Annotated in this window: 22 protein-coding genes and 1 pseudogene; 11 read left to right on the forward strand and 12 right to left on the reverse strand. The window is 69.3% G+C overall.

Translation table 11 applies throughout. The features are described from left to right. Positions 1-453 precede the first annotated feature (453 nt). On the reverse strand, positions 454-942 hold the full coding sequence (locus NA8_RS09545) for a hypothetical protein (protein ID WP_063050020.1): 489 nt from the start codon (positions 940-942) through the stop codon (positions 454-456). Between the two features lie 84 nt (positions 943-1026). Further along, the gene (locus tag NA8_RS09550) at positions 1027-1701 is read right to left on the reverse strand and encodes a hypothetical protein (RefSeq protein ID WP_063050021.1); all 675 of its coding nucleotides are present in this window, start codon (positions 1699-1701) and stop codon (positions 1027-1029) included. A 126-nt stretch (positions 1702-1827) separates the two neighbouring features. Between NA8_RS09550 and NA8_RS09555 the strand changes: the two genes are divergently transcribed. From NA8_RS09555 to NA8_RS09565, 3 genes are all read left to right on the forward strand, one after another. Beyond that, a complete protein-coding gene (locus NA8_RS09555) occupies positions 1828-2064 on the forward strand; it encodes a hypothetical protein (protein ID WP_063050022.1) in 237 nt (78 codons plus the stop codon). Positions 2065-2154: 90 nt separating this feature from the next. Continuing rightward, positions 2155-3075, forward strand: a complete 921-nt coding sequence (locus NA8_RS09560; RefSeq protein ID WP_063050023.1) for an RNA polymerase sigma-70 factor — start codon at positions 2155-2157, stop codon at positions 3073-3075. A gap of 205 nt (positions 3076-3280) precedes the next feature. Further along, positions 3281-4021 (forward strand): SDR family oxidoreductase, encoded by a 741-nt coding sequence (locus NA8_RS09565; protein WP_063050061.1) that lies wholly within the window; start codon positions 3281-3283, stop codon positions 4019-4021. A 46-nt stretch (positions 4022-4067) separates the two neighbouring features. Here the strand turns inward: NA8_RS09565 and NA8_RS09570 are convergent, their stop codons facing one another. Beyond that, positions 4068-7274: an ATP-binding protein gene (locus NA8_RS09570; protein ID WP_063050024.1), complete on the reverse strand. Its 3207-nt coding sequence runs from the start codon at positions 7272-7274 to the stop codon at positions 4068-4070. Between the two features lie 27 nt (positions 7275-7301). On the opposite strand from NA8_RS09570, the gene NA8_RS09575 reads away from it, so the two are divergent. Continuing rightward, the gene (locus tag NA8_RS09575; protein WP_063050025.1) at positions 7302-8045 is read left to right on the forward strand and encodes a hypothetical protein; all 744 of its coding nucleotides are present in this window, start codon (positions 7302-7304) and stop codon (positions 8043-8045) included. A 71-nt stretch (positions 8046-8116) separates the two neighbouring features. Here NA8_RS09575 and NA8_RS09580 read toward each other — a convergent pair whose 3' ends face one another. From NA8_RS09580 to NA8_RS09600, 5 genes are all read right to left on the reverse strand, one after another. Continuing rightward, positions 8117-9832: an ABC transporter ATP-binding protein gene (locus tag NA8_RS09580; RefSeq protein ID WP_063050026.1), complete on the reverse strand. Its 1716-nt coding sequence runs from the start codon at positions 9830-9832 to the stop codon at positions 8117-8119. Next, positions 9829-11748, reverse strand: a complete 1920-nt coding sequence (locus NA8_RS09585; protein WP_084466648.1) for an ABC transporter ATP-binding protein — start codon at positions 11746-11748, stop codon at positions 9829-9831. The genes NA8_RS09580 and NA8_RS09585 overlap by 4 nt, the downstream gene beginning before the upstream one ends. A 20-nt stretch (positions 11749-11768) precedes the next feature. Next, complete coding sequence (locus NA8_RS09590; RefSeq protein WP_063050027.1) at positions 11769-12710, reverse strand: alpha/beta hydrolase; 942 nt, start codon at positions 12708-12710, stop codon at positions 11769-11771. Positions 12711-12963: 253 nt separating this feature from the next. Further along, positions 12964-13641, reverse strand: coding sequence for a response regulator transcription factor (locus NA8_RS09595; protein WP_063050028.1), 678 nt, complete (start codon positions 13639-13641; stop codon positions 12964-12966). Next, positions 13638-14858, reverse strand: a complete 1221-nt coding sequence (locus NA8_RS09600) for a sensor histidine kinase (RefSeq protein ID WP_063050062.1) — start codon at positions 14856-14858, stop codon at positions 13638-13640. Before NA8_RS09600 ends, NA8_RS09595 begins: the two co-directional genes overlap by 4 nt. Positions 14859-15173: 315 nt before the next feature. Here NA8_RS09600 and NA8_RS35505 point away from each other — a divergent pair. Both NA8_RS35505 and NA8_RS09605 read left to right on the forward strand, forming a co-directional pair. Beyond that, a pseudogene (locus tag NA8_RS35505) lies at positions 15174-15407 on the forward strand (peptide deformylase); the annotation flags it as partial. 159 nt (positions 15408-15566) lie between these two features. Further along, on the forward strand, positions 15567-16214 hold the full coding sequence (locus tag NA8_RS09605; protein WP_063050063.1) for a LysM peptidoglycan-binding domain-containing protein: 648 nt from the start codon (positions 15567-15569) through the stop codon (positions 16212-16214). 12 nt (positions 16215-16226) lie between these two features. Here the strand turns inward: NA8_RS09605 and NA8_RS09610 are convergent, their stop codons facing one another. Both NA8_RS09610 and NA8_RS34985 read right to left on the reverse strand, forming a co-directional pair. Beyond that, entirely contained in the window at positions 16227-17468 is a 1242-nt protein-coding gene (locus NA8_RS09610) for a PepSY-associated TM helix domain-containing protein (protein WP_063050029.1), read from the reverse strand. A gap of 56 nt (positions 17469-17524) precedes the next feature. Then, positions 17525-17932: a hypothetical protein gene (locus tag NA8_RS34985; RefSeq protein WP_063050030.1), complete on the reverse strand. Its 408-nt coding sequence runs from the start codon at positions 17930-17932 to the stop codon at positions 17525-17527. A 23-nt stretch (positions 17933-17955) separates the two neighbouring features. Here NA8_RS34985 and fabG point away from each other — a divergent pair, with 23 nt between their 5' ends. The 4 genes from fabG to NA8_RS09635 are packed head-to-tail and all read left to right on the forward strand — an operon-like array spanning position 17956 to position 21712. Continuing rightward, positions 17956-18708 (forward strand): 3-oxoacyl-ACP reductase FabG, encoded by a 753-nt coding sequence (gene fabG, locus NA8_RS09620; protein WP_063050031.1) that lies wholly within the window; start codon positions 17956-17958, stop codon positions 18706-18708. A gap of 55 nt (positions 18709-18763) precedes the next feature. After that, a complete protein-coding gene (locus tag NA8_RS09625) occupies positions 18764-19630 on the forward strand; it encodes a carbohydrate ABC transporter permease (RefSeq protein WP_063050032.1) in 867 nt (288 codons plus the stop codon). Next, positions 19620-20441 carry a carbohydrate ABC transporter permease gene (locus NA8_RS09630; RefSeq protein ID WP_063050033.1) on the forward strand — a complete coding sequence of 274 codons (822 nt, stop codon included), beginning with the start codon at positions 19620-19622 and terminating at the stop codon, positions 20439-20441. Before NA8_RS09625 ends, NA8_RS09630 begins: the two co-directional genes overlap by 11 nt. Beyond that, entirely contained in the window at positions 20438-21712 is a 1275-nt protein-coding gene (locus tag NA8_RS09635) for an ABC transporter substrate-binding protein (protein WP_063050034.1), read from the forward strand. The genes NA8_RS09630 and NA8_RS09635 overlap by 4 nt, the downstream gene beginning before the upstream one ends. 2 nt (positions 21713-21714) lie before the next feature. On the opposite strand, the gene NA8_RS09640 is transcribed toward NA8_RS09635, so the two are convergent. Both NA8_RS09640 and NA8_RS09645 read right to left on the reverse strand, forming a co-directional pair. Then, complete coding sequence (locus NA8_RS09640) at positions 21715-23004, reverse strand: YhgE/Pip domain-containing protein (RefSeq protein WP_063050035.1); 1290 nt, start codon at positions 23002-23004, stop codon at positions 21715-21717. Positions 23005-23146: 142 nt separating this feature from the next. After that, positions 23147-24271: an amidohydrolase family protein gene (locus tag NA8_RS09645; protein ID WP_063050036.1), complete on the reverse strand. Its 1125-nt coding sequence runs from the start codon at positions 24269-24271 to the stop codon at positions 23147-23149. Positions 24272-24624: 353 nt separating this feature from the next. On the opposite strand from NA8_RS09645, the gene NA8_RS09650 reads away from it, so the two are divergent. Continuing rightward, entirely contained in the window at positions 24625-24993 is a 369-nt protein-coding gene (locus NA8_RS09650) for a hypothetical protein (RefSeq protein ID WP_245663737.1), read from the forward strand. Positions 24994-25014: the final 21 nt, after the last annotated feature.

Here is a 25014-nt window from a genome sequence, read left to right on the forward strand (position 1 = left end):
CCCAAGGGCGGCCCCACTTGCCACCCGGGTCACCCGACGTCACCACCTCATTCGAATCGCTCACGGCGACCGATGTATGAAAATAGTTCGCGCACAATGGAATCAAACAAACGGGCGCTCGGCGGACACAACGTCTGGTTGTGCATCAGTGGCACTGCGGTGCCATCGACCGAGAGGATGGAGCCAATGAACCGCTGAGCTGAGGCGATCCCCGGCGCAAGCTCGCTACCGCAGGCGGTGGCGACCTGCGCTCGTGCGATCAGGGGAGGACAATCTCGTAGCCGCTCGATGCTGCCGTCGAATTGCCTCGGAGCCGGCCCGCGAGCCGCTACGGTCCCATTGGGATGCGGGTGTCCACCCCCTGAGGGCGCCCCACCCACCCGGGGGGTGGGCGCCCTCCACCCCCCGGGGCCCCGCAAGGGGCTCATGTGGGCTCGGCCTGTACCGATCCGGTCAGGCCGGCACTCCCGGACAGTCCCACGCCTCGACCGGGTCGCGGGAATACCAATGTCCGGTCCATTCCCTGCCCGATTCGAGGGCATCGTAGAAATCCTCGTCATCGGGCAATTCCGGTCCGTGGGCGTAGACCACGCCGGGACGGTCACCGTGGAAGCGGCGGGCGCGCTCGACCGCGCGAGCCGAGCGCTCGGCGAGATAGGCGCGCTGGGTGATCAGCCACTCCTCGCTCGTGCGAGCTCCCGGGCCGCCGTAGTCCAGCGGGTAATGCGTCTGGTACTCCAGCCGCGCCAGCTGCTCGCCGGCGTGCTCGTACAGCCACACGATCCACCCCGGTACCTGCGGCTGCGCAGCCAGCGCACGAACAGCGAATCCTTCGCGCGCGGTCGGGATTTCCGGATCACGCCGTGCCGCGGCGACGACACGGGCGACCGCCGCGAAGTCGATGCTGCTCCGCCCCCGATCTTTCCGATGCCTACCACCCATAGCCGATAACTCTAATTCCCGGCACCGGTCACCGCCCAGGGTTCGCTCCAAGTTGGCCCGCGACCGGCCGTCCTTGCTCTCGACCTACCAGCGCTCCGTGATCTGAGCCGCGCGGCCTCGGGCGTACGCGATGACGTTCTCCGCGTAGGCCGCCTCGTCTCCGTCCGCGAAGCACGACCGGAATTGGATGAACGCTTTGTCCAATTGCGGTCCGGGACCGCGGTCGGCGAGCAGGACGACGATGGCCTCCAAGGCTCCGATCTGCGGGTCCGGGAGGGCAAGCAGTTCGTCGAGGTACCGGCCCGGTTCCAGCAGGCGCAGCGCGCGGCGCGCGCAGGCGTGCACGCGCCGGGGCAGTTCGGCGCGGATGGCGTCGACGTCTGCTTGCAGCACCTGGCCCGGTTGTGCCGGATCGGCCTGGAGGGACCACAACTCGGTCGAGTCGTCCGACATACCGTGGTCGTCGATCAGACCGGGGCCGGTCGCCTGCTCGAGCGGCGCGAGTGGGAGACCCTGCTGCGCGTTACGCCAGTTACAGAACTCCCACCAGGCGGTGGGTGTAGCACTCGGGTTCAAGCCGAACTTCAACTCCTGCCGGCCGCCGGTCCAGGTACGCACGGTCCTGGTGCGGCCGACCGAGGCCACTCCGCCCGGCGCGATCCGGAGCCACACGGCCTCCGGCCCTTCGAAGCCATAAGGCTGCAGCAGTTTTCGCGCCTCGCGCGTCAGTCGGCGCAGCGCCGCGTCCGGTCCGGCCATGCCAGCAGATTAACGGCACGCACCGACACGCAGGATCAGGGAGCCGAGCGCCGTACGCTCTGCGGATCCCGCCACCGCGCTGCGCGCCCCCCGACGATCCGCGCGGTTCATGCCACACTGGCGTAGATGGAGCGAGCCAACGCTTTCCACGACGAGAAATCCTCGCCCGCGTCCGGCGGGGAGAGCACACGCACCGTGATCGTCGCCTCCGGGGCCAATATCGCGGTGGCGGTGGCCAAAACAGTCGCCGCGACGCTCTCCGGCTCGGCGTCGATGGTCGCCGAGGCCGCGCATTCGTGGGAACCGGCCTCGCCCGAGGTGCGCGCCGCCGCGGCTCACCCGGAACTTGCGACCACGCACTGATGTGACGTGCGCCACCACTCCCCTGTGTTACGAAACGGCGAGGCCAGGCGTCTGGTGAGTGAGCCAGTCGAGAGAAACAGGAGCCACACCATGGCCGGTACATCGCAGCGCACGCCCGGCGGGGCCGACGACCGCCCCGCCCCCGCCACCGAGGCGTTCGTCGCCCATCGGAACCTGCTGTTCACCGTCGCCTACGAGATGCTCGGCTCCGCCGCCGACGCCGAGGACGTCCTCCAGGAGACCTGGCTGCGGTGGGCGGGCGTCGATCTCGGCATCGTCCAGGATCAGCGCGCGTACCTGGTCCGGATCGTCACCCGCCAGGCCCTCGACCGGCTGCGCGCGCTCGGCAGGCGCAAGGAGTCCTACGTCGGCCCGTGGCTGCCCGAGCCGCTGCTCACCGCACCCGATGTGGCCGAGGATGTCGAACTGGCCGACAGCGTGTCGATGGCGATGCTGCTGGTACTGGAGACCTTGACGCCGATCGAGCGGGCGGTGTTCGTCCTGCGCGAGGTGTTCGATCTGGCCTACGACGAGATCGCCGAGGCCGTCGACAAGAGCCCGGCCGCGGTCCGCCAGCTCGCGTACCGGGCGCGGGCGCACGTCGCCGCACGCCGACCGCGCGGAGTCGTGTCGGCGGCCGAGACGCAGAACGCGCTCGAGGCGTTCCAGCGCGCGATCGAAACGGGCGATCTGCGGAACCTGCTCGACATCCTCGCACCGGATGTCGTCCTGCTCGGTGACGGCGGCGGCGTCGTGCAGGCCACGCTGTCGCCCGTCGTGGGAGCCGACAGGGTGGCCGGCGTACTGGCTGGCGGATTGGGCAGGTTCGCCGCGTCGGCAAGGCAGCCTGCGCAGGTCAACGGCTATCCCGCGCTGATAATCCGCCAGGACGGCGAGATCGACACCGTTTTGGCGCTGCGCATCGACGACGGACTCGTGACCGGGCTCTACGCCGTGCGCAATCCCGAGAAGCTTTCCCGTTTGCAGCGCGAAACCGCCCTGTGCCGCTGACGACAGGACGGGGCGCACCGGCTTTCCGGTCTCTCGAGCGGAACGAACCGATAACGGTTCTGTCGTGTGGGTCGGCAAAGCCGCCCTGCCGCCGGTTGGCCGGTGGAATGCTTCGACCGCGGACGGTCGGTCGACTGCTCGTGGCGCACGGCCACCCGCCATGAACCGCCGGAATGTCCGGTGGCACGACGGGAAGTTGGGGACCATGAAGCTCACAGTGATCGGCGGAACCGGGCGGATCGGCTCGCAGGTGGTTCGGAAGCTCACGGCTGCCGGGCACGAGGCCGTCGCCGCGGCGGTGTCCACCGGTGTCGACCTGATCACGGGAAAGGGCCTGGACCAGGCCGTGGAGGGTGCCGAAGTCGTGATCGACCTGGCGAACTCGCCGACCTTCGACGAGGCGTCCTCGGATTTCTTCCGCACCTCCATGGACAACCTGCTCGCCGCCGGAGCGGCCGCTGGTGTCCGCCATCAGGTCGTCCTCTCGATCGTGGGAGTCGACCAGGTGCCCCAGCTGGACTACTACCGGGCCAAGACCCTGCAGGAGGAGCTGCTCCGGCAGGGGCCGACGCCGTACTCGATCGTTCGCGTCACCCAGTTCTTCGAGTTCATGGACGCGGTGCTGTCCTGGACCGCCGACGGCGACACCGTCCGCATGCCCGCCACCCCGATTCAGCCGATCGCCGCCGCGGACGTCGTCGACGCGGTCGTCGAGGTCTCCACCGGCGAGCCTCTGCTGGGAATTCGTAACGTCGCGGGTCCGGACGTCTTCACCCTCGACGAACTCGGCAGGCTCACCCTGGCCGCCCAGCACGACGACCGGACCGTGGTCACCGATGACACCGCAGGCATGTTCGCCGCCGTCACCGGCGATGTGCTCACCGCGGGGCCGGACGCGCACCTGGCATCGACGCACTACCGAGATTGGATCCGAGAAGCTCACTGAATACCGTCACGCCACCGAACGGCGCCTCGCGCAGGAGTCGTGGCGCTCAGGCGAACGGCCAACGGGTCAGCCGGTCCTCGGCGCGCGACTCATAGGGCCGTGCGCCGAGTACGCGCGCCCGGTGCCGCGCCGCGACCACCTCGTCGTGCGCGCCGGGGAGACCGAGGATTCCGCGCGCGGTACCGCGATAGAGCCCGGACGGCCCGAGGCACACCAGTCCGGGCCATTGCACGAGCAGCGTCTCACCCCAGCCCTGGGTCAGCGGCTCGAGTTCGGCGGCGAGCTCGGCCACCCGGTCGCGCCACCGCGGCGCGCGCTGCCCCACCGCGAGCAGCGCCTCGAGCAACAGCGGCACCCGCACCACGACCCGCGGGCCGTGCCACCTCCCCGGCAGGGCGACAACCGACTCGATCGACGACATCGCCCGGTCGTGGTCACCCATCTCCGCCGCGGCCATCGCGACCACCAGCGCGAAGTCCTCGTCGAAGTCCTCGGCCATGCGGTCGGCTTCGGCCAGCACCTCGGCGAGGCGTCCCCGGTGCCACAGTTCGATCGAACTGCTCGTCAGCACCGAGGCCTCGGCGAGCAACCGGGCCTGATCGTCGACCGTCCCCAGATCGGCGGCGAAATTCGTCATCAGCACCCGGGACCGCTGGTAGTCGCCACGCAGCACGGCGAGCATCACCTGCCACCACAGCTGAGTCGCCGCGAGGTCGGCGCCGCCGCCGGAAGCGAGCCGGGCGAATTCGGCCGACAGTCTGCGGACCAGTCGCATATCGCCAGCTTCGAGGGCACAGACACGGCGCAGGTGGACCGCCGTCGCCCGCGCCGCGCGGTCGTGGCCCGCGAGTTCTTCCAATTCCTCGGCGATCTCGCGCCGGTCGGCGACGGTCGTCGGGTCCCAGGTGCACACGAACTCGGCCAGCAGCACCTGCGGCCACGACCGGCTGCCCGGTGCGCTGCGTGCCCGCGCGTCGGCCAGGACGTCGAGATCGCCCGCGAAACCGTGAATCGCACGGTCGGCGGCCTCGATCGCTTCCACCTCGGCGACCAGATCGGCGTCGAGATCGAGGCGATGGGCTAATGCCTGTGCTCGCAGCCCCGACGAACCGGCTTGCACCACACCGTAGCCGGAGAAGTACCCGGCGACGCCGCGGGGTGCGGCCAGCAGCGCGGTTCGCGCCAGCCCGGCCCAGTCGCCGCGCTCGCCGCATCGCCGCCCGGCCCGGTCGAAACACGCGGCAGCCGCGTCGAAGTGACCGAGGCGGTTACGCGCCTGTCCGGCGAGCCGATCCAATTCGATGGCCAGTTCCACGTCGCCGGAGCCCGCGTGCCGGGCCCCGCGCGCGGCGAGTTCCGCGCATTCGGTAGCCGCGTCGCGCCGCAGTGCGTCTCGCGCCGCGGCGGCACAGGCCTGCGCCGCGGCGGGATCCAGCGAATCGAGCGCGGCGGCGCTGCGGTGCAATGCCCACGCGGCGAGCGCATCGGGCCGCAGGTCGGCCAGCGCGTCCGCGATCCGTTTGTGCAGCAGGGCGGTTCGTACCTCGCCGATGGTGGCCAGCACGGCGGCGCGCACGAGTTCGTGCCCGAAGGCGACGGCGCCGCCCTCGACCGACACGACTCGCGCGGCGACGAGTTCGCCGATCCGGTCGTCGAAACGCGGCGCGCCGTCGGCGGCAGCGGCCAATCCGACCGGGGCGTGCGGGCCGATGACGGCCAGCACCTCGGCGAGCGCCCGTGCCGCAGGCGAAACGGCGCCCAGCTTCGCCGCCGTGATCTCGGTCGCCGCGCCACCGACATCCAACCGGCGACCGGTCCGGACGAGATCGCACAGTTGCGCCGCGACGAACGGGCTGCCGCCGCTCACCTGGACGATCTGGGCACGCGCCCGCGGACCCGCCGAACTCGCGTCGGCGCGCACCAATTCGTCCACCGCGGCGTCCGACAACGGCGGCAGGTCCACCGCGACGTGGGCGCCCGCGGAGCGCAGCAACCGCACCGCGGCGTCCACCTCGGCCGGGAGCGGCTCGGGCCGCACCGTGAGCAACAGCAAGACCGGATGAGCGCGCAGTACCCGCATCGCGGCCGCGATCATCCGCACCGAGTCGGGGTCGGCCCACTGCACGTCGTCGATGATCGCGACCATCCGGCCGGTCTCCCGTATCACCTCCGCGAAGAGCGTGGCGAGCGCGCGCGGTGTCGGGATGTCAGGGACCGCGCGCCCGGCCAGCGTCGCCTGATCCAGCCACGGCGTGAGCGTCGCCAGAGCCGGGGAACCCACCCCGCTGCTGCCCGCGGTGAAGAAGGCCGCGTCGCCGTGGCGTCGCACGGTGTCCTCGACGACGGCCGTCTTGCCGATGCCCGGTGCGCCGCGCACCGTCACGACGGTCAATCCCCGCTGTGACCGGTCTCGGGCGCGGTCGAGGACTGCGGCGATGTCGTCACGTCCGACGAGGGCCGAGCGCCCCGGCGGCGAGAGCGTCGGCGGGTGGCGGATCTCGTGCTCGATCCGGGTGGTGTCGGGCGCGGGATCGAGCCCGAACTCTTCGCGCAGCTCGCGCCGCAACCGGGTGAGCACGTCGAGCGCCTCCGAGATCCGTCCGCAGTCGCGCAGCGCCAGCGCCAGCAGCCGAGCCGTGCCTTCCCGATGCGGATACCGCTCGCGTTCGTCGGTGAGTAGGGTGACCGCGCGCCCGGCCCGGCCCAGCACGATCAATCCCTCGGCGCACAACTCGACCAGTTCCGATCGCAACTCGTCCAAACGCGCGCGCTCGGGAGCGAGTTCGGCGATGTCGCCGACATCCGGCAGCGCGTCGCCGCGCCACAGGCGCAACGCGCGCTCGAGCAGATCCACGGTGCGTCCGACGTCGCCATCGGCGTGTGCCGCCCTGGCGTCCCTGGACAGCACGTCGAGCAGGTCGAGGTCGGTGCCCGAACCGCCGCACCGCAGCGCGTAGCCGTTGGGGCCGGTCTCGATCCGGACGTCGGGCAGTGGCCGCAGCGCCCGGCGCAACCGTGACACATAACCCTGGAGGGTGACCAGGGCGCTGTCGGGCGGCCTTCCGCGCCAGAGCAATTCGCACAGATAGTGCGCGCTGCGGGCGGTGCGCTCGGCCGCGAGGATGACCAGGAGATCGGCGTGTTTGCGCGCCGGGATGGCGATGCGGGCGCCGTCCGGGCCGCGCACCTCCAGCGGACCGAGCACCGCGATGGCGGGTGAGTCGTCGCCGGACCCGCCGCGCACCAGCGTCACACCAGCGCCCTCGTCGACTCTTGGCTCATGACACACACCCAAGCACTCCTGCCAACCCCGGCCACCGGCGACGATGGGACCGTCGGCGGCCCCTCTCGCGAGACTGTAACGCGGATGTGCGGCGCCGCGCTGACCATCGGCGGCGCCCTGTGCATCGCGGGCGGCTCACTGCACCCGATCGTCGCGGGCAAGGGCCATTCGGTCGAAGCGCTCACCAGTCCGGGCACACCGATCGCGCAGATCCTGCTCGGTATCGGAACCGTCCTGCTGGTGTTCGGCCTGCCCGGTATGTACGCGTGGCTGCGGCCGCGACTGGGCGCGATCGGGTTCGTCGGCACGGTCGCCTACCTGCTCGGCAATATCGTCACCGCGACCGGACATCTCACCGTCGAACTGTTCGTCGCCTACCCTTTCGCATCCGATCCCGCGACCGCGCACCTGATCGCGGGCGACGACAACATGATCGACACGACCGCGTTCGCGCTGTTCAACTCGATCGGCGGTCTGGTGATGCTCGCCGGGATGGGCCTGCTGGGCGCGAGTTTGCTGCGCCACCAAGCGGTTCCGCGCTGGATCGCGGTGCTCACCCTGCTCGGCATGGCCGGCTTCTTCCTCCCCATCCCCGCCACCCAGGGGCTGTCCGGATTCATCTACGAGGCGCCGCGCGGCATCGCCGTCGCCGCCATCGGCGTCCTGATGCTGCGCAGGCCGGGCGGATTGCGCCGCTGGGCGAAGCGCACGCGTGGCCCGGCCGCACCGCCGACCGCGTGACCGGGCCGCCCGGAGTGGAGCCGGGATGTCGTCACCGCCGCTGATCCCGGCCGCGGTGACGACATCCCGGCTCATTCGCTCGCTGCCGTTGCCATGGATATCGCCCAGAAGTCGGCGTACCGGCCACCCCGGCGCACCAACTGGTCGTGACTGCCCTCTTCGACGATCCGGCCGTTGTCCAGGAAGACGATGTGATCGGCGCGTTGGACGGTCCGCAGCCGGTGCGCGACCAGCACCACCGTCCGGCCCGCCATCAGGCGCTCGATACCGTCGTGCACAGCCGCCTCGTTCACCGGGTCCAGCGCGGAGGTCACCTCGTCCAGCAGCACGATGGGCGCGTTCTTCAGCAACGCTCGTGCGATCGAAACCCGTTGCCGCTCACCGCCGGACAGCAGCGCGCCGCCCTCGCCGACATTCGTCGCCCAGCCGCCGGGCAGCCGCTCGATCACCTCGTCCAGCCGGGCGGCGGTCGCCGCGGCCCGCACCTCGGCGTCGTCGGCGTCGGGACGGCCGAGGCGCACGTTCTCCTCGATGGTGCCGTCGAAGAGATAGACGTCCTGGAAGACGATGGCGAACCGCCGCATCAGCACGTCGGTGCCGATCGCGCGCACGTCGACGCCTCCTACGCGCACCGTGCCGTCGTCCACGTCGTAGAACCGTGCGAGCAATTGCAGCAGTGTGCTCTTGCCCGCACCGGATGGTCCGACGATCGCGACCCGCTGTCCCTCGGGTACCGACAGCGACACCTCGTCGATCACGGTGCGGCCGCCGTGCCGGAAGACGACGGAGTCGAACGCCAGGTCGTGGCCGGTCGGCGGGATCGGCCTGCGCGGTTCCGGCAGCGACTCGGTGCGCAACACCGTGTCGAGACCGGCCAGCACGGACCGCGCGCCGCGAAGTTTGCCGCCGATCTCCGACAGCGACAGCAGCGGATCCGCGCAGCGGGCGGCCAGCACCAGGATGGTCAGGATCTCCGCCGCACCGATGTGGCCGCCGAGCGCCAGGTAGGCGCCGAGGGCCAGCAGCGCGGTGAACATCGCTTGGACCGTGAGCGTCAGGCCGACGATGCCGGGCAGAGCTGACAGCATGGCGCGGCGGGAGGCGCGTTCGAGCGCCGACAACGAATCGTCGAGCATCCGGAATCGTTCGGTAGTCCGGCCGCCGGCGCGCAGGACCGGCTGCGCCTGAAGGAATTCGATGACTCTCCCCGTCGCCTCCTTCACGCGTTCGGTCCGTTCGGCATCCGCGGCGGCCATCGAGTGTCCCGTCCAGAGCTGGATCACCGCCACGACCGGCACGGCGGCCAGCGCGGCCAGCCCCATGCGCCAGTCGTAGGCGAGCATCACGGCGACGATCGTCAGCGGCGTCACACTCGCGGAGATCATCGGTGCGAGCAGATGCGCGATCACGCTCATCGCCTGCAGCACACCCTCGCTCGCGAGTACCGAAACCTCACCGACGCGGCGGGCGGTGAACCAGCCGAGGGGCAATCGGGCCAGGCGATCGCCGAATCGGCGATAGACACCGCGCAGCAGCGTGGTCCCGACCAGGAATCCGGACAGATCGCTGCGATAGCGCAGCGCCGCATAGCCCGCGATCGCCGCGCCGAAGGCGATCAGCCAGGGCCAGGCGTCCGTGGGCGTGTCGCCGAACAGCGCCCGCAACAGCGGAACCAGAAGTGCGTAGGACAGGCCTTCCGCTATCGAGGTGGCCGTCATCATGGCCACGGTGCGACGTACGGGCCGCGCGTACTCGCGTCCCAGCACGCGCAGCAGCATGCGAATCATCGGGGCTCGCCTCCTTGCGATGTCTGATCGGCGACGTCCGCGGGCCGCCGGTTGGTCGCGTTCCACTGCCTGCTCGGTGGCCCGAGCTCGCGCTGTAGCACGCCGCCGAGGGTTTCGACCGCATCGGTGCGCGCGGCTCGGTGTGATCGCCGGAATTCGGCGTACTTCCCGTTCTGTGCCAGCAGTTCGGCGGGCGTGCCGCGTTCGACGACCGATCCGTTCTCCAACATCACGACGGTGTCGGCGTCGGCGACGGTCTCGAGACGATGCGCGATGACCAGGATCGTCCGATCGCCCTTCAGTGTCGTCATGGCTCGGCGCACGGCCTGTTCGGTCTGCGGGTCGGCGAAGGCGGTCGCCTCGTCGAGCACGAGAACGGGTGCGTCGGCCAGCAGCGCGCGGGCGATCGAGATCCGCTGCGCCTCACCGCCGGACAATCCGGCATCGGCGCCGAGCACCGTGTCGTAGCCGCGCGGCAGCTCGAGAATCCGGTCGTGGATGTTCGCCAGCCGGGCCGCGCGCACCACGTCGTCGAGGTCGGCCCGGGGTACCGCCAGCGCGATGTTGTCCGCGACCGACGCGCGCAGCAGGCGAACGTCCTGGAAGACGAAGGAGACCATCCGGTAGAGCTCCCGGCTGCCGAGTTGGCGCAGGTCGACACCGCCCAGCCGGACCGAACCGTGGGTCGGGTCGAAGAATCGGGGCAACAGCTGCACCAGGGTGGATTTCCCGCTTCCCGACGGCCCGACGATGGCGGTGACCGTACCCGGCTCGAGCACCAGGTCGATCCCGCGCAGCACCTCGTGATCGGCGTCGTAGCCGAATCGGACCTCACGCAGCTCCACCCGGTGCCCTTGCGGTGCGACCGGGAGCGCGGGCTCCGGTAACGACGGCACCGCGAGCACGTCCCGGATCCGGCCGACCGCGCGCCGCGCGGCCTGCAGATCGTCGAAGCCGTGACCCAGCGCCGCGACCGGGGCGGTCAGGCCGAGTCCCAGCAAGAGGAACGGCAGGAGATCCGCCGGAGCCAGGGATCCGCCCATGATCAGGACGGTGCCGCCGATCAGCACGACCAGCAGCACGAACGGCGGCGACAGCATCACCTGCATCGCCGCGCCGATTCCAGCGAGACCGTGCACCATGCGCAAAAAAGCGTCCGCGAAATCGTCTGTGGCCGTGCGGAATCTCCGGTGGGCACGCTCGCCGGAGCCGAACGCCTTGACCACCGAGATGCCCTGCACGAATTCGACGGTCGCATTCGCGATCCGGCCCATCCCCGCGTCGAACTCCTGCTGTGTGCGCAGCCGGGCGGGGGTCATCATGAGGGGGACCAGCGCGACTGCCAGCACCACCGGTATCAGCGTGATCAAGGTCAGGCGCCAGTCGACGGTGAACAAGTAGATCAGCGACACCAGCGGCACGACGAAGGCCGCGACCAGCTCGCCAGGGGTGTGTGCGATGAGCGGGTGCACGGCATCGACGTCCTTGCCCACGATAGTCGCCAACTCGCCGGTGCGGCGGCCGGAGAACCATCCGATCGGGACCCGCCCCAGTCGTGCGGCCAGTTGCCTGCGCAACGACAGCTGCACCCGGCCGTCGAGAAGATGCCCGAGTCCGGACGACGCGGCCGTGCACAGCAGCCGGACGAACAGCCCGGCCGCACCCGCGAGCACGATCATCCGGACCTGACCGTGATCGATCGGGTTCGGCGACAACAGCGTTCGCCCCAGTTCGACCACCGCGAGCAGCGGCGCCAGACCAGCGACGGCGCCGACGATCTGCAGGACGACGACGGCGGCGAAACCACCCAGGTAAGGGCGCAGCAACTCCGTCGCGCTCCGCTGCGCGGAGGGTTCGGCCTCCGATAGGGGTGGGGTGGACTGCTTCCTCGCCTCGGCGAGGTCGATGGTGCTCATCGTTCTCCGGCCTTCGTCGATCACTCTGCGGCTGAATGCTTTTGCGAGCCGGTCGACGTCTCCCCGGCCAGGGCGCGGCGCAGGACAGCGGCGAGTTCGGCGCTCTGGCGCTGGGACACCTCGGCGGACAGGATCGCCTGCGACCCGTGGAATGTGCCGGGCCACTGGTGCAGCTCGACCGGCACGCCCGCCTGCAGCAGGCGCAGCGCGTAGTCGATGTCTTCGTCGCGGTTCGGGCAGAACTCGGCGGTAGCGATGTAGGCGGGTGGCAGACCGGACAGATCCGTGGCCCGCGCAGGCGCGGCGTACGGTGTGGCAGGCGTGGAACCCAGGTAGTGCTGCCACATCTGAGCCACCTTCGCCCGCGTCACGAAGGGCGTATCGGTGAAGTTGCGCGCCGACCATGCCTGCTGCCGGTCATCGAGGGCGGGTTGGTTGAGCAGCTGGAATCGGATCGGCGGCCCTTGCTGGTCACGCGCCCGCAACGCCACCGCGGCCGCGAGTCCCGCGCCGGCGCTGTGGCCTCCGATCGCGATGCGCGCCGGGTCGATGCCGAGTTCGGCCGCGTGCTCGGCCGTCCAGGCCAGCACCGCGTATACGTCGTCGTGAGCGGCGGGGAACGGATGTTCCGGCGCCAGGCGGAAGCCCACCGAGATCACCGTCGCGCCGGAATTCTCGGCGAGCATCGCGGCCCACGGATGTTCGGTGTTCAGATCGCCCATGACGAATCCGCCGCCGTGCAGCCAGATCATCGCGCCTCGCGCCCCGCGTGGCCGATAGATCCGTATCGGCACCTCGACGTCGCCGGGCACCGTTCGATCTTCGATGTGCAGGTGCGCGGTGGCCGGTACCGGGATCGCGGCGGCCAACTCGGCGAGGCGTTTGCGGGCGGTGACGGGGTCGCTCAGGTCGGCCGGGGGGAAGAACGAGACAGCTGCTTCGAGTTCGGTATCCAAGATCATGCCGTCGATCGTCGCGCTCGCCGGGCATGCTCGGCTTCCGGCGACGGGAGGCGCTGTCTACGTGAATACGCGTACGCGAGTCGCGATCGGCTGCGTCGATCGTCGTAGCCGGTCGCGCATCCGGTTCACGAATCACTCACCGCGGCAACGACCTACCGCGACAACCACCCCAACGTATTGCGAAGATCTCGTCCGCGCGTCGCTCGTTGCCCAAAGGGCCGCACCGGCATCAGGACGTGGAGGAACCCGATCGCTACGGGGTGGGATCGCTCAGCCCGGTCTGGTAGGCGATCACGACCAGCTGCGCGCGGTCGCGCGCACCCAGTTTCACCATCGCGCGGCTGACATGGGTGCGCGCGGTGGCGGGACTGAGAAACAGCGCGGCGCCGATCTCGTCATTGCTCATGCCCTGCCCCACCAGGGCCAGCACTTCGCGCTCCCGGTCGGTCAGCACGGCGAGCCGGTCCTCGGCCGACTTGGCCGCCCTGCGCTGCGCGGTGAACTGGCTGATCAGGCGGCGGGTGATCCGAGGTGCGAGCAACGCGTCACCGGCGGCGATCACTCGGATGGCGTGCAGGAGTTCGGCGGGGCCCGCGTCTTTGAGCAAGAATCCGCTCGCGCCCGCCTGCAAGGCGTCGAAGACATTCTCGTCGGTGTCGTAGGTGGTGAGGATGAGCACCTTGACCCGTTCCATCCCGGTGGCCTGCGCGATCTGGGCGGTGGCGCGTATCCCGTCCAGTCGGGGCATGCGGATGTCCATCAGGACGACGTCGGGGCGAGTGGCACGGGCGATTTCGACCGCTTCCGCGCCGGTGGTGGCTTCACCGACCACCGTGATGTCGTCCTCCAGATCGAGCAGGACCTTGAAACCGGAGCGGACCAGGCGTTCGTCGTCGGCGAGCAGAACCTTGATCGGAGGCGTCGAGTTCACAAGCGCGATCCCACCGGGGTCAGGGGCAGCCGGGCCGTGACCTCGAACCCGCCGCCGGGACGCGGCGTCGCGTCCAGTTCACCGCCGAGCAACCGGCAGCGTTCCCGCATCCCGAGGATGCCGCGGCCGGTCGGGTTCGAGCCGCCCGCGCGAGCAGGGAGGCGCGCGGCGTCGGCGCGGCCCTCATCGATCACCCGTATCCGCAAGGCGTCGACGCCGGGTTCGAGCGCCACCGTCACCCTGGTCGGGCCGACGTGCCGGATCACGTTGGTGATCGATTCCTGCACGATGCGGTACGCGGCGCTGCCCACGGCGGTGGGGAGCGGCGTCACCGGGGTGGTCTGCTCGAACGCGATGTCGAGCCCGGCGTCGCGGGCCTTGCCGACTAGTTCATCGATCTGGCCGAGACCGGGGTAGGGCTCGCGTTCGTCGCCGTCGCGCAGGACGCCGAGAATGGCTCGCATCTCCCGCAGCGCCCGCGAACTGGTCTGTTCAATGGTGCGCAGTGCTTCGCGGGCCTGTTCCGGTCGCTTGTCGAGCACGTGGGCGGTGACGCCGGACTGCACGTTGATGATGGCGATCGCGTGGGCGACGGTGTCGTGGACTTCGCGCGCGATCCGCAGCCGTTCGGCGTCGACCCGCGCCCTGGCTTCCTCGTCGCGGGACCGTTCGGCGAGTTCCGCCCGCTGTTGCGCATCGGCGGCGATGACCCGGCGGGATCGGACGGACTCACCGAGGATCGTGCTGATCACCGACGCGCCGATCCGGAAGAACACCCAGCCGATGGCCACCAGTGGCTGGATGTCCGCCGCGGCGATCAGCCAGCCGAGGGCGAGCACCGTGATGCCCGCACCGGCGACCAGCAGCGATCGCCGCCCGTCGCCGTAGGCGGCGAGGGTGTACAGGGCGACGAAGAGGCCCAGATAGGAAAGCCGGTCGGGGAAGCCGAGACCGAAATAGAAGACACTCGCCAGCCCCGTGACCACGAACACCGCGACCGGCCGGCTGCGACGCGCGGCGACGGCCAGGCCGCTGACGATCAGCAGGGCGTATCCGAAACCCGACACCGGTGTGTAGGCCGGCTCGAGCGGCACCGGGATCGCGGCGCTCTGCACCTGGATCACGGTGACGAACAGCGCCAGCAGAACATCCGGGAACCAGGCGGGCCGACGCGAGATCCAAGCAGACAGCCGTCGCGACACCGCCCGCAGAACCATGCCGTGAGGGTACGGCATCCCTGAGTTCCCGCGCTCCCGCGCGAGCGCGCGATCGGCTACGACCACCGACGCAGCCGATCGCGCTTCCCCTACGCGCATTCACGTAGACAGCGACTCCCGCCGCGACGATCCTCGGTGGTGCGCGGACCGATCCGCCCGGGGCGCGATCGGCTCCGCTGTCTCGCGCTGCCTCGATCGCCTGGTCGGCCGGGCGGTTGTTGCGCCGGGCACATGGTCCTCGAGCTCTCCCAGGCCCGCGAACGCGGTGTACAGGCCGGTGATCGCCTCGACATCCTTCAGTTCGTGCCCGGCGCGATGCTGCGCACGCGACAACGTCGTGTCCAGATCGGGCCGCAGGACCAGGTAGGACAGCGCCGAGCGGTCGCGTTCGGCGGCCGCACGGAACGGCGGCAGGAACCGCGGCCCGAAGCCACCGGCTATCTTGCCCGCTGCCTACAGCACGAGACCGACCACATCGCCGGCCGCCTCTACCTGGAACGCCTCATCGGAAGAAACCAGCGGGCCGCCCGCCCGAAAACGAGTAGTCGCTTACTCACGTTCAGGCGACTATTCGCGACGAGCATTCGGTACTGCGAAACCCTTCGTAACCGGTGGGTGTCCGGAGTCGGCCGGAACCGATCAACGGCGGCGACGCGTCCCGCAGGATTCGCGCTCCCACCGGCGGCAGTCTCGGAAAAGGCGGAAAAGATGAAGAAATACGAAGTTCAACCCGGCGACACTCTCTCCGCGATCGCGCATCGCGAGTACGGCGACAGCAGTCTGTTCCCGGCGATCGCGCGCCAGAACCATCTCGCCGATCCGAATTCGATCGACGTCGGGCAACAGCTCCTGCTTCCCTACATCACACGGCGGCACCTCGTCACCACCTCCGACTCCACCGCGGCGCGCAAGCAGATCACCCAGCGCTACTACGGCAGCGAGGACACCCATGTCCAGCTGATCTGGGAAGTGGTCAACGGTGTGGCACAACGCGAGATACAGCAAGGTGCGTGGCTGCACATCCCGGAGCTGGCCGATGTCGGCCACCACACAGTGGTCGAAGGCGAGACTCTCGCGGTACTGGCCGAACGCTGGTACGGCGACGACCACCTCGCCCTGCTGATCGAACTGGCGAACCACCTGCCCTCCGGGAGCGAACCGGCTCCCGGCCACGTACTCATCGTGCCCGGCCTCAACTGCCGCCGCACCGTCGCCGGCGATACGCTGCGGACGATGTGCCACCACGCGTACGGCCCCGCCGACCTGGACACCAGGGTGGGGGTGGTCGCGGCGGCGAATCACCTCGCAGATCCCGACACGGTCTTCGCCCGGCAAGTGATCCACTTCCCGTCGTGACTCGTGGGACGGCTACGCCCTCGCGCCGATGCGACGGCGTTCGGTTCTGCGGCGGAACAGCCAGGTCGACAGCCCGGTGACCGCGAGCGCGAGCGGAGTCATGCCGAAGACCAGCCAGACCAGTCGCCACCAGCCGTTCACCAGCCAGCCGAAGTGGGCGGGTTCGAAGACCTTGGCGTAGAAGGTGTTCGCCAGCGGCCGGTCGTGGCTCGCGTCGACCACCTTGACGTCTGCGCCGTCGTAGGCGTTCACATAGACCAGGACGTCACCGCTGTAGAAGAGGCGATGCTCGCGGGGCGAGTAGGCGCCGGCCACGGCGGCGCGGTAGTACGGGGCGGCGTCGGTGGGCAGCAGCAGGTAGGCGAGTCGGCCCGGCGCGGCGCGCTGCGCGATCGCACCGGCCTCGCCGATGGATAGCGGAGCCCGGCCCGCCACGCTCGAGCGCGGCTCGAAGGTCCTCTCGGTTCGTTCCAGAGTCGAGTTGCCGCCGGTTGCGACGAGCCAGGCCCGCTGGACGGCAGGCCATTCGATGGTGGTCCCGGTGATGCCCCACACCAGCAAGAACGGCACGGCGAGAACGCCGATGACGTCGTGCAGGTCGCGGTCCCGGGCGAAGCGCCCCTTCCGCAGGCGGACCCGGAACCCGTTGCGCAGCCGCCTGAGCGACGGCCACCAGATGACCGCACCGGACACCACGAGCGCCACCAACAGTGTGCCGAGCGAGCCCAGGATCACCGCGCCCCACTTGATGTCGATGAGGGGAGCTTGGTTTTCCATGATCGGTATCGCTCCGGAATAGCGCGCGCAGCCGAATGCGCAGTTGTGCAGATTGGCCAGCCAACCCAGCACACCGTCGGTGAGGTTCACCCGCTCGTTGATTCGTCCGGTACCGGGATCGATGGAGTAGGCGGCGGTGTACTGCGTGTTTCCGATCGCGATCACGCCGCCGTCCACGCCGACCCAGCCGACGGCGAAATCGGGATCGGTCGCGCGCACCAGCGCGACGGCCTGCTCGGTGTCGATCACCGGCGACGCGTCCGTGTGCCGATAGAACGAGGCGTGCTGGGCCCGGAACAGTTCGGCGTGGTAGAGCAGGAGCGCGCCCGAGGTCGATTGGACCATCAGGACCGTGCCGAGGATCAACGCCGACCAGCGGTGGATCGAGATCAGTGCGCGCCGCACCGGTTTGCGGGATCGCTCGCGCGAGCGGACGATCCGCTTGCCGGGCTCGTGCACCACCGCGGTCGCATTCATAAGGTAAGGCTAACTTGAAACAATCCCTTCCCAGCCTCGGCGAGTCCCGATCCGCCTCATCGGGCAACGCGAATTCGCCAACGGGCTCGCGCCACCTCGAACAGGCGCATGTCGTCGGTGTCAGTGGGGTGGATCATCGCGATGAACACCGCCGAGGTGGCGATCTGCTCGACCACGATCGCCAGCAGGTCCTCGACGGTGAGCGCGGGATCGGCGGCCAGCGCCTCGATACCGTCGATGTTCTCCTCGAACACCGCCGGCGCGATACTCTCCCGCGTGGAGAAGTGCCGGTAGAGCACGCCCTGCCCGGTTGCCGGCCGGTTGTCGTTGCCGTCCCAGCGCGGCTGCTCGGCGGGATCGGCGATCAGCTCGAAGATGGCCGCCGGACCCGCGTTGATCTCAGCGTGCTCGGCGGCCGGTCCTCGCCACGGCGACCGGCCGGTGCGGTATGACTGATTCGACATCCGACCGACGAAGGGACGCGCTCATGGGCGAGCGAGTGGCAGTGGTTTCCGGCGCCGCGCGAGGGATCGGCGCGGCGATCGCCAAGCGCTTGGCGGCGGACGGGCTTCGTGTCGGCGTGCTCGACCTCGATGCGGCCGCCTGCGCCGACACGGTCCACGCCATCACCGAGGCGGGCGGGCAAGCCGTCGCGCTCGGCGCCGACGTGTCGAACGAGGAGTCGGTCGCCGCCGCCGTCCAGCAACTGGACAACGAGCTGGGCGCGCCGACGGTCGTGGTGAACAACGCCGGCATTCTGCGGGACAACCTGCTGTTCAAGATGAGCGTCGCGGACTGGGACGCCGTGCTCAACGTGCACCTGCGCGGAGCCTTCCTACTCACCCGCGCGGTGCAGAAGTACATGGTCGAACAGAAGTGGGGACGCATCGTCAACATGTCCAGCACCTCCGCGCTCGGCAATCGCGGTCAGGTGAATTACTCGGCGGCGAAGGCGGGGCTGCAAGGCTTCACCAAGACCCTGGCATTCGAGCTGGGCAAATTCGGCGTCACGGCCAATGCCATCGCTCCCGGATTCATCGTCACCGACATGACCGCCGCCACCGCCGAGCGCGTCGGCGTCTCGTTCGAGGACTTCCAGAAGGCCGCCGCATCGCAGATTCCCGTGCAGCGGGTAGGCACTCCCGAGGACATCGCGCACACCGCCTCCTTCCTCGTGAGCGAGGGCGCCGGTTTCGTATCCGGCCAGGTGATCTACGTGGCGGGCGGCCCCACCGACTGATCCCGCGGCCCCGGCCGCCATGCGGGGGCGGGCCGGGGCGGTAACGTCGCAGCACATGAACCGGCGTGCGGCTCGTCGTACCGTGACGAGCTATGTTCTCCTGCTGCCGAGCCTGATCGGCGTCGGCGCGTTCCTGCTGCTGCCGATCCTGGTGGTGGCCTGGCTCAGTCTGCACAGCTGGAACCTGTTGGGGCCCAGGGAATTCGTGGGGCTGCGCAACTGGCGCTCGGTGCTGGGGGACGCCGCCTTCGGCCATGCCCTGCTGGTGACGCTGGCGTTGACCGCCATCGTGGTGCCCGCCCAGACCATGCTGGGTTTCACGGTCGCGGCGCTGCTGGCTCGGCGGCGCGGCGCGACGAGCCTGCGAATCATGTACGCGCTGCCGTGGATGTGCGCGCCGGTGGCGGTCGGTGTGATGTGGCAGTGGATGTTCGCCCCCACCGGGGGCGCGGTCAACGCCGCACTCGGCAGGCGCGTCGAATGGCTGTCGGATCCCGCGCTTGCGCTGCCGTCGGTGGCCGCGGTGAGCGTGTGGGCGAACTTCGGGTACGTGGCGCTGTTCTTCGTGGCCGGAATCCGCGCGATTCCGAGCGAGATCCTCGACGCGGGAGCGCTGGACGGCGCTACCGGCTGGCGCCGGATCCGCTGGCTGATCCTGCCGCTGCTGCGCCCCACCATGTTCTTCGTGCTGGTCACCGGGGTACTGACCGCGTTCCAAACCTTCGACACCGTGTACGCGTTGACCAAGGGCGGTCCGGGCGATCGCACGGATGTGCTCGCGATGCGAATCTTCTCCGAGGCCTTCGACGCGGCGCGTCCGGGCCGCGCCGCCGTCATGGCGCTGGTGGTGTTCGCGGTGATGTTCGCGATCACCGTGGCGCAGCACCGCTACTTCCGGAATCGGACCACCTATGAGTTCTGATCGCCTGCGTTCGGCCGCGGCCTACGCGGTGCTCTCGGCCGGGGCGCTGCTGACCGTGACGCCCCTGCTGCTCAGCGCCCTCACCGCGATCAAGACACCCGACCAGTTCGCCACCGGGTCACCGCTGGCCCTGCCGCATCCGGCCACGGCGGACAACTTCCGGACGGTGCTGGACTACGGGTTCGGGCGCGCGGTGCTGGTGACCGCACTGATGACGGTGTTCGTCACCGGCGGGCAGCTGATCACCTCGGTGCTGGCGGCATACGCGTTCGCCCGCACCGAATTCCCGGGCCGCGAGGCGTTGTTCTGGGTGTATCTGGGCACCATGATGGTGCCGCCGATGGTGACCCTGATCCCCCTGTATCTGATGTTCGCCGAACTGAGCCTGCTGAACACGTTCTGGGCGCTCGTGCTGCCGTTCGTGTTCGGATCGCCCTACGCGATCTTCTTGCTGCGGCAGTACTTTCGCGCGATTCCGCAGGAGTTGATCGGTGCGGCGCGGCTCGACGGCGCGAACACCCTCGACATCATCGTGCACGTGATGGTGCCGATGAGCCGGCCGGTGCTGGCGACCTTGACGCTCATCACGATCGTCTCGCAATGGAACAACTTCATGTGGCCGCTGGTCGCGAGCAGCGGCCGCTCGTGGCAGGTGCTGACCGTGGCGACGGCGAACCTGCAGACCCGCTACAACGCGCAGTGGACCCTGGTGATGGCGGCCACGACGCTGGCCATCGCGCCGCTGGTGGTGCTGTTCGTGATCTTCCAGCGGCAGGTGCTGCGCTCGATCGCGTGGACGGGGGTGAAATGAGGACGTCGACCCGCGTCGTACTCGCTGTCGCACTGGCTGCGGCGCTGCTGGTCACGGCCGCCCTGTGGCTCGGCCGCGGTGGCGACGGGTCCGGGCGTACCGTGCTGGGGCTACGCGTCTGGGACGAGAGTCTCGTTCCCGCCTACCGTGCCTCCCTCGCGGAGTTCGAGCGGGCGAATCCGGACATCGAGGTGCGGCTCACGGTGGTGCCGTGGTCCTCCTATCAGCAGAAGCTGCGCTTGGACGTGGCCGGGGGCACCGCCGACGATCTGTTCTGGACCAACTCTTACGAGGACTACGCCGATACCGGGCGGTTGATCGATATCGGGGCGGCGCTCGGTCCCGAGGCCGCGGCAGTCTGGGATCCTTCGGCGATAGCACAGTACTCACGCGACGGAAAGCTCTGGGCTGTACCGCAATTCGTCGACGCCGGTACAGCGGTGTATTACAACCGGGAACTGCTCGCGGCCGCCCGCGTGGATCCCGCGGAGCTGAACGCGCTGCGGTGGAGCCCGGGCGGCGACGACACCTTACGACCGGTGCTGCGCAGGCTCGCGACGGCCGCCCCGTGGGTGTACAACGCGGGCCAGGACTTCCAGTCCATCGAGCTGCCCTACCTGGGCTCGGCCGGAGGACGATTGCAGGACGACAACGACCACTTCGTCTTCGACAGCCCGCAGGGCGTGGCGGCGTTCGACTATCTGGTGCGGTTGATCGCCGACCGGCTCACGCCCTCTCCCGCGGACACCAACACCAATCCCGACTTCGCGAAGAACGCCTTCCTGCAAGGCAAACTGGCGCTATTGCAGTCCGGGACGTTCAATCTCGCGCAGATCTCCGAACGTGCCCGCTTCGGCTGGGGTGTGGCGCTGCTGCCCGAGGGCCCCGCCGGGCGGGTGAGCACGAACAACGCGATCGGCGTCGCCGGTAACGCGGCCACCCGGCATCCGGACGCGGTGCGCCGGGTGCTGGCCTGGCTCGGCAGCGGCGCGGGCAATCGCTACCTGGCCGATGGCGGCGCCGTCATCCCGGCGGTCGTCTCCGAGCAGCAGCGTTACCGCGACTACTGGGCCGCGAAGGGAGTAGACGTCTCGCCCTTCTTCGACGTGCTGCGCGGCCCGCGCATCTCCTCCGGTGGCGGGCCGGGTTTTCCGGCCGCGCTCCGCGCCGTCGAGCCGATTCTCGCCGAAATGTATCCGGGCCGGATTCCGGTGCCGGAGGCCCTGTCCCGGGCCCGGACCGCGGCCGAGGCCGCCGTGGCGGAGAACTGATCCTACGCCGCGGAGTCCCCGGCCCGATCCGCTGTGCGCGACAGGCCCTTGCGATCGTAGAACGACGTCACCGCCGCACCGGAGCACAGGCCGATGACCAGGCCGAGCAGCGCCATCCAGACGCCGCGCTCCAGACCGGCGGCGCCTCTGGCCTCGAAGTACAGGATGGCGCGGACGCCGAGGAAGACCTGATGCATCGGCTCGAACGTGGACAACCAAGCGAAGTATGTCGGCGTCGCCTCGATCGGCACGGTCCCACCCGCCGAGGGAAGTCCCAGCACGATGAACAGGATCAGGTTGACCAGCATGCCCGCGGCGCCGAAGGCGGCGAGTATCGACAGCGCGGTGACGCCCACGGCGAGGATGGCGAAGGTGGAGTAGAGGAAAAGCAGTAGAGCTTTGTCGATGGGCATGTCCAGGGCCGTGGCGACCGCGAGGAATACGGCCGACACGATCGGCGCGACGACGGCGAGAACGCCCCATTTCACCAGCAGGGTGCGCAGCCGCGAGATGGGAGTGGGCGGATAGTGCACGTACCACGGCCCGTATTCGGTGGGCGTGAATCCCAGGGATGCGTCGACCATGGTGTGGATGATCATGGCGCCGGTGAACCCGGCCAGCAGGAGCAGCAGCGTGTAGAAGAAAGCCGACAGCCCGCCGCCGGTGCCTTCGGGGAGTGGCCGATACGGCGCGACCACCACGTCGATCGGCTCGGCGAGCAGCAACCGGCCTGCTCCGGTCAGTTGCGGTGCCGGGCCGCCCGAGGACCGGAGTTGTTCGTCGACGGCGTCGATGAGCTGCCGTCCGACGGTGGCGTTCACCTCGTCCAGCGCCTGTTCGGCGATGCGGAGAGTGATCTGCGTGGCGTACGTGCCGGTGCGCGGATTGGTCTCCACGGTGATCACCGGCCGGTCCACCTTTCCGGGGACCACGCCCGCGGCGCCGAGGATCGCGAGCCGCTTCGTGAAGTCGCTCGGGATGATGATCGCGCCGTAGATCTTGCCGTCGCGCAGTTGCCGTTGCGCTTCGGTGATGGAGATGCCGCGCAGGTCGACTTTGTCGGCCGGGACGTTCGCGGTGAGCGCCTCGGTGATCTGGCGACCGACGTCGGCCGGTTTGCCGCCGAGCGTGTCGCCGACATCCTGATTCACCACCGCCAGCGGCAGGTCGTGCAGATTCTTCTCCGGATTGATGACGTAACCGAGGTACATCACCGACAGCAACGCCATGAGCAACGTGACCACGACGACGGGGCGGGTCCAGGTACGGACTCGCGTGGGCTTCGCTGCCATGGGACCGGCTCCTCTCGCTGCGGCGACGCGGACTATTCGGCGAACTCTTGGTTATCTTCACCCGTGCGCGCGGACATCCGGGGACCACGGTTCGGAGTTTCGCCGGGAACCGCGGACCCACCCGACGGCGCGCGGCTGCCGCTCACCCGCCGACCGCTGCGGCCAGCCGGGGCAACTGCCGCAACGGGTTGATCCGTTCGACCTCCATCCGCTGGTCGGCGTCGAAGATGTCGCTGAGGCCGGGAGCCGGATCGTGGGTGCCGGACCGCGGGAGGGTGAGCGCGCTGAATGGCCAGTCGGATCCGAAGACGACGTGGTCGCGCTCGGTGACCGCCAGCACACTCGTCATCGCCGCAGCCGACCCGCTCAGCGCGGTGTCGTAGTAGAAGTTCCCGATCTGGCGTTGCGTGTCGAGTAGCGACGGCCTGGGCAGGTCCTCGGGCCAGAGCTCGCCGATCACCGTCTGCGAGGCGACGCTGATGCGGTGGGACAGGAAGGGAAGCGTCCCGCCCGCGTGCGCCAGCTGGAAACGGATGTTCGGGTAGCGCTGTGTCATCCCGGTGGCCATCATCAACGTCGCCGCGCGGGTGGTGTCGAAGGTGAATTCTTCGAGGAAGTCCGGCAGCGGCAGTTTCGGCTTCGCGTCGGCGGCGATGGCGGCCGGGTGCACGAAGACATAAGCGTTGCGCTGGTTCAGCGCGATCAGCAACGGCTCGAACCGGGGATCGCCGAGATAGACGCCGTCGTAGGCGGACAGCAGAACCACACCGTCGAGACGCAATTCGTCCAGCGCGTACACGGCTTCGGCGATGGAAGCGGGGATATCGGGCATCGGCAGCACCGCGAAGGCGCCGAATCGCTCGGGGTGGTCCCGGAACAGCCCGGCGGCGTAGGTGTTGCAGTAGCGGGCCATGTCGGCGGCTTCCTTGCCGCGCAGGAAGGACACCCCGGGGTCGGATACCGACAGTGCCTGCGCCTGGATGCCGTAGTAGTCCATGAACGCCAGCGCCTGCTCCGGCGACCAATCCGGCGTCGGGTACCCGCCGATGGTGACGTGACCGTGCTCGAGCAACGCCGCCCGGTAGTCCGGCGGCAGGAAATGCGCGTGCAGGTCGATCCGGTAGGTGCCCGAAGGCGCAGGTTGCCGAGTGCGAAGCGGAGTCGCCCGCGCGACCGCCGCCATCGCGGCGGCGCCGAGCGTCCCGGAGAGAGCGCCGCCCAGCGCCCCACGCCTGCTCATCTTCCTGCGGAATCGGGAATCGGTCATCGAAGTCCTCACTGGTCCGGACGGGGAGCGGCCGAGCCGTCGATGCTCGCCTGCACCACCTGCCACGACGGTATCCGAGGAAATCATCAACTAAGATGAAATCATCGTCAAGAGTTGATGAAGAAATACTCAGGACCGTGGAGAATCTCAACAACTCCCCCTTGCGGCGAGGCTTCGAGACGAAGCGGCGAACCCTTCCGGAGACTGTCTCGCGTGAACCGCCTCCCAGTTGGACGGCTCGGCCCTGCACGGCATGCGGCGCGGCGTCCGCGCCGTATCGGCACGGCCGTGATCCGGCCGTAACGACTCGGTGTCCGCCCTCGATTGCCACATGACCTTCGAAGGGAATTCGAATGAGCTCTACGACAATCGCCGCCGCACGAGTCACGGCCGCCGCCGTGTCGGTTCTGGGCTTTGCCACGGTAATCGGTTCCGGCACAGCCCAAGCCGCGCCACAGGACTGTGTCGTCACGCGAGACCTGTTCAATGCGACGGCGACCTGCCACGACGAAGATGCGCCCCCTGGCAGGGAGTACACCCTGGTGGTCGAGTGCGTCGGCCTGCACGGCGTACCGAATGCGTTCCCGCTCATGGCCATCGGTTCTTACCGAGGTTCGTGGAGTGGCTCCTTCAGCCCCTCCGGCCAGGGCACCGCCTCATGCTTGGGCCCCACCGGCATCGGCACCACCACCAACGCCTACGTCGCGGTATACCGCGACTGATCGGATCGTGGCCGGACTGCT

The sequence above is a fragment of the Nocardia arthritidis NBRC 100137 genome, assembly GCF_001612765.1.
GTDB classification, from domain to species: domain Bacteria; phylum Actinomycetota; class Actinomycetes; order Mycobacteriales; family Mycobacteriaceae; genus Nocardia; species Nocardia arthritidis.

Excerpts from the sequence above, each read along its gene's own strand:
- NA8_RS09610 (WP_063050029.1), bottom strand. The coding sequence starts at position 17,468 with ATGAATGCGACCGCGGTGGTGCACGAGCCCGGCAAGCGGATCGTCCGC.
- NA8_RS09565 (WP_063050061.1), top strand. The coding sequence starts at position 3,281 with ATGAAGCTCACAGTGATCGGCGGAACCGGGCGGATCGGCTCGCAGGTG.
- NA8_RS09635 (WP_063050034.1), top strand. The coding sequence starts at position 20,438 with ATGAGGACGTCGACCCGCGTCGTACTCGCTGTCGCACTGGCTGCGGCG.
- NA8_RS09585 (WP_084466648.1), bottom strand. The coding sequence starts at position 11,748 with ATGAGCACCATCGACCTCGCCGAGGCGAGGAAGCAGTCCACCCCACCC.
- NA8_RS09625 (WP_063050032.1), top strand. The coding sequence starts at position 18,764 with ATGAACCGGCGTGCGGCTCGTCGTACCGTGACGAGCTATGTTCTCCTG.
- NA8_RS09580 (WP_063050026.1), bottom strand. The coding sequence starts at position 9,832 with ATGATTCGCATGCTGCTGCGCGTGCTGGGACGCGAGTACGCGCGGCCC.
- NA8_RS09645 (WP_063050036.1), bottom strand. The coding sequence starts at position 24,271 with ATGACCGATTCCCGATTCCGCAGGAAGATGAGCAGGCGTGGGGCGCTG.
- NA8_RS09650 (WP_245663737.1), top strand. The coding sequence starts at position 24,625 with ATGAGCTCTACGACAATCGCCGCCGCACGAGTCACGGCCGCCGCCGTG.
- fabG (WP_063050031.1), top strand. The coding sequence starts at position 17,956 with ATGGGCGAGCGAGTGGCAGTGGTTTCCGGCGCCGCGCGAGGGATCGGC.
- NA8_RS09575 (WP_063050025.1), top strand. The coding sequence starts at position 7,302 with ATGACACACACCCAAGCACTCCTGCCAACCCCGGCCACCGGCGACGAT.
- NA8_RS09605 (WP_063050063.1), top strand. The coding sequence starts at position 15,567 with ATGAAGAAATACGAAGTTCAACCCGGCGACACTCTCTCCGCGATCGCG.
- NA8_RS09555 (WP_063050022.1), top strand. The coding sequence starts at position 1,828 with ATGGAGCGAGCCAACGCTTTCCACGACGAGAAATCCTCGCCCGCGTCC.
- NA8_RS09550 (WP_063050021.1), bottom strand. The coding sequence starts at position 1,701 with ATGGCCGGACCGGACGCGGCGCTGCGCCGACTGACGCGCGAGGCGCGA.
- NA8_RS09560 (WP_063050023.1), top strand. The coding sequence starts at position 2,155 with ATGGCCGGTACATCGCAGCGCACGCCCGGCGGGGCCGACGACCGCCCC.
- NA8_RS09640 (WP_063050035.1), bottom strand. The coding sequence starts at position 23,004 with ATGGCAGCGAAGCCCACGCGAGTCCGTACCTGGACCCGCCCCGTCGTC.
- NA8_RS09545 (WP_063050020.1), bottom strand. The coding sequence starts at position 942 with ATGGGTGGTAGGCATCGGAAAGATCGGGGGCGGAGCAGCATCGACTTC.
- NA8_RS09600 (WP_063050062.1), bottom strand. The coding sequence starts at position 14,858 with ATGGTTCTGCGGGCGGTGTCGCGACGGCTGTCTGCTTGGATCTCGCGT.
- NA8_RS34985 (WP_063050030.1), bottom strand. The coding sequence starts at position 17,932 with ATGTCGAATCAGTCATACCGCACCGGCCGGTCGCCGTGGCGAGGACCG.
- NA8_RS09630 (WP_063050033.1), top strand. The coding sequence starts at position 19,620 with ATGAGTTCTGATCGCCTGCGTTCGGCCGCGGCCTACGCGGTGCTCTCG.
- NA8_RS09590 (WP_063050027.1), bottom strand. The coding sequence starts at position 12,710 with ATGATCTTGGATACCGAACTCGAAGCAGCTGTCTCGTTCTTCCCCCCG.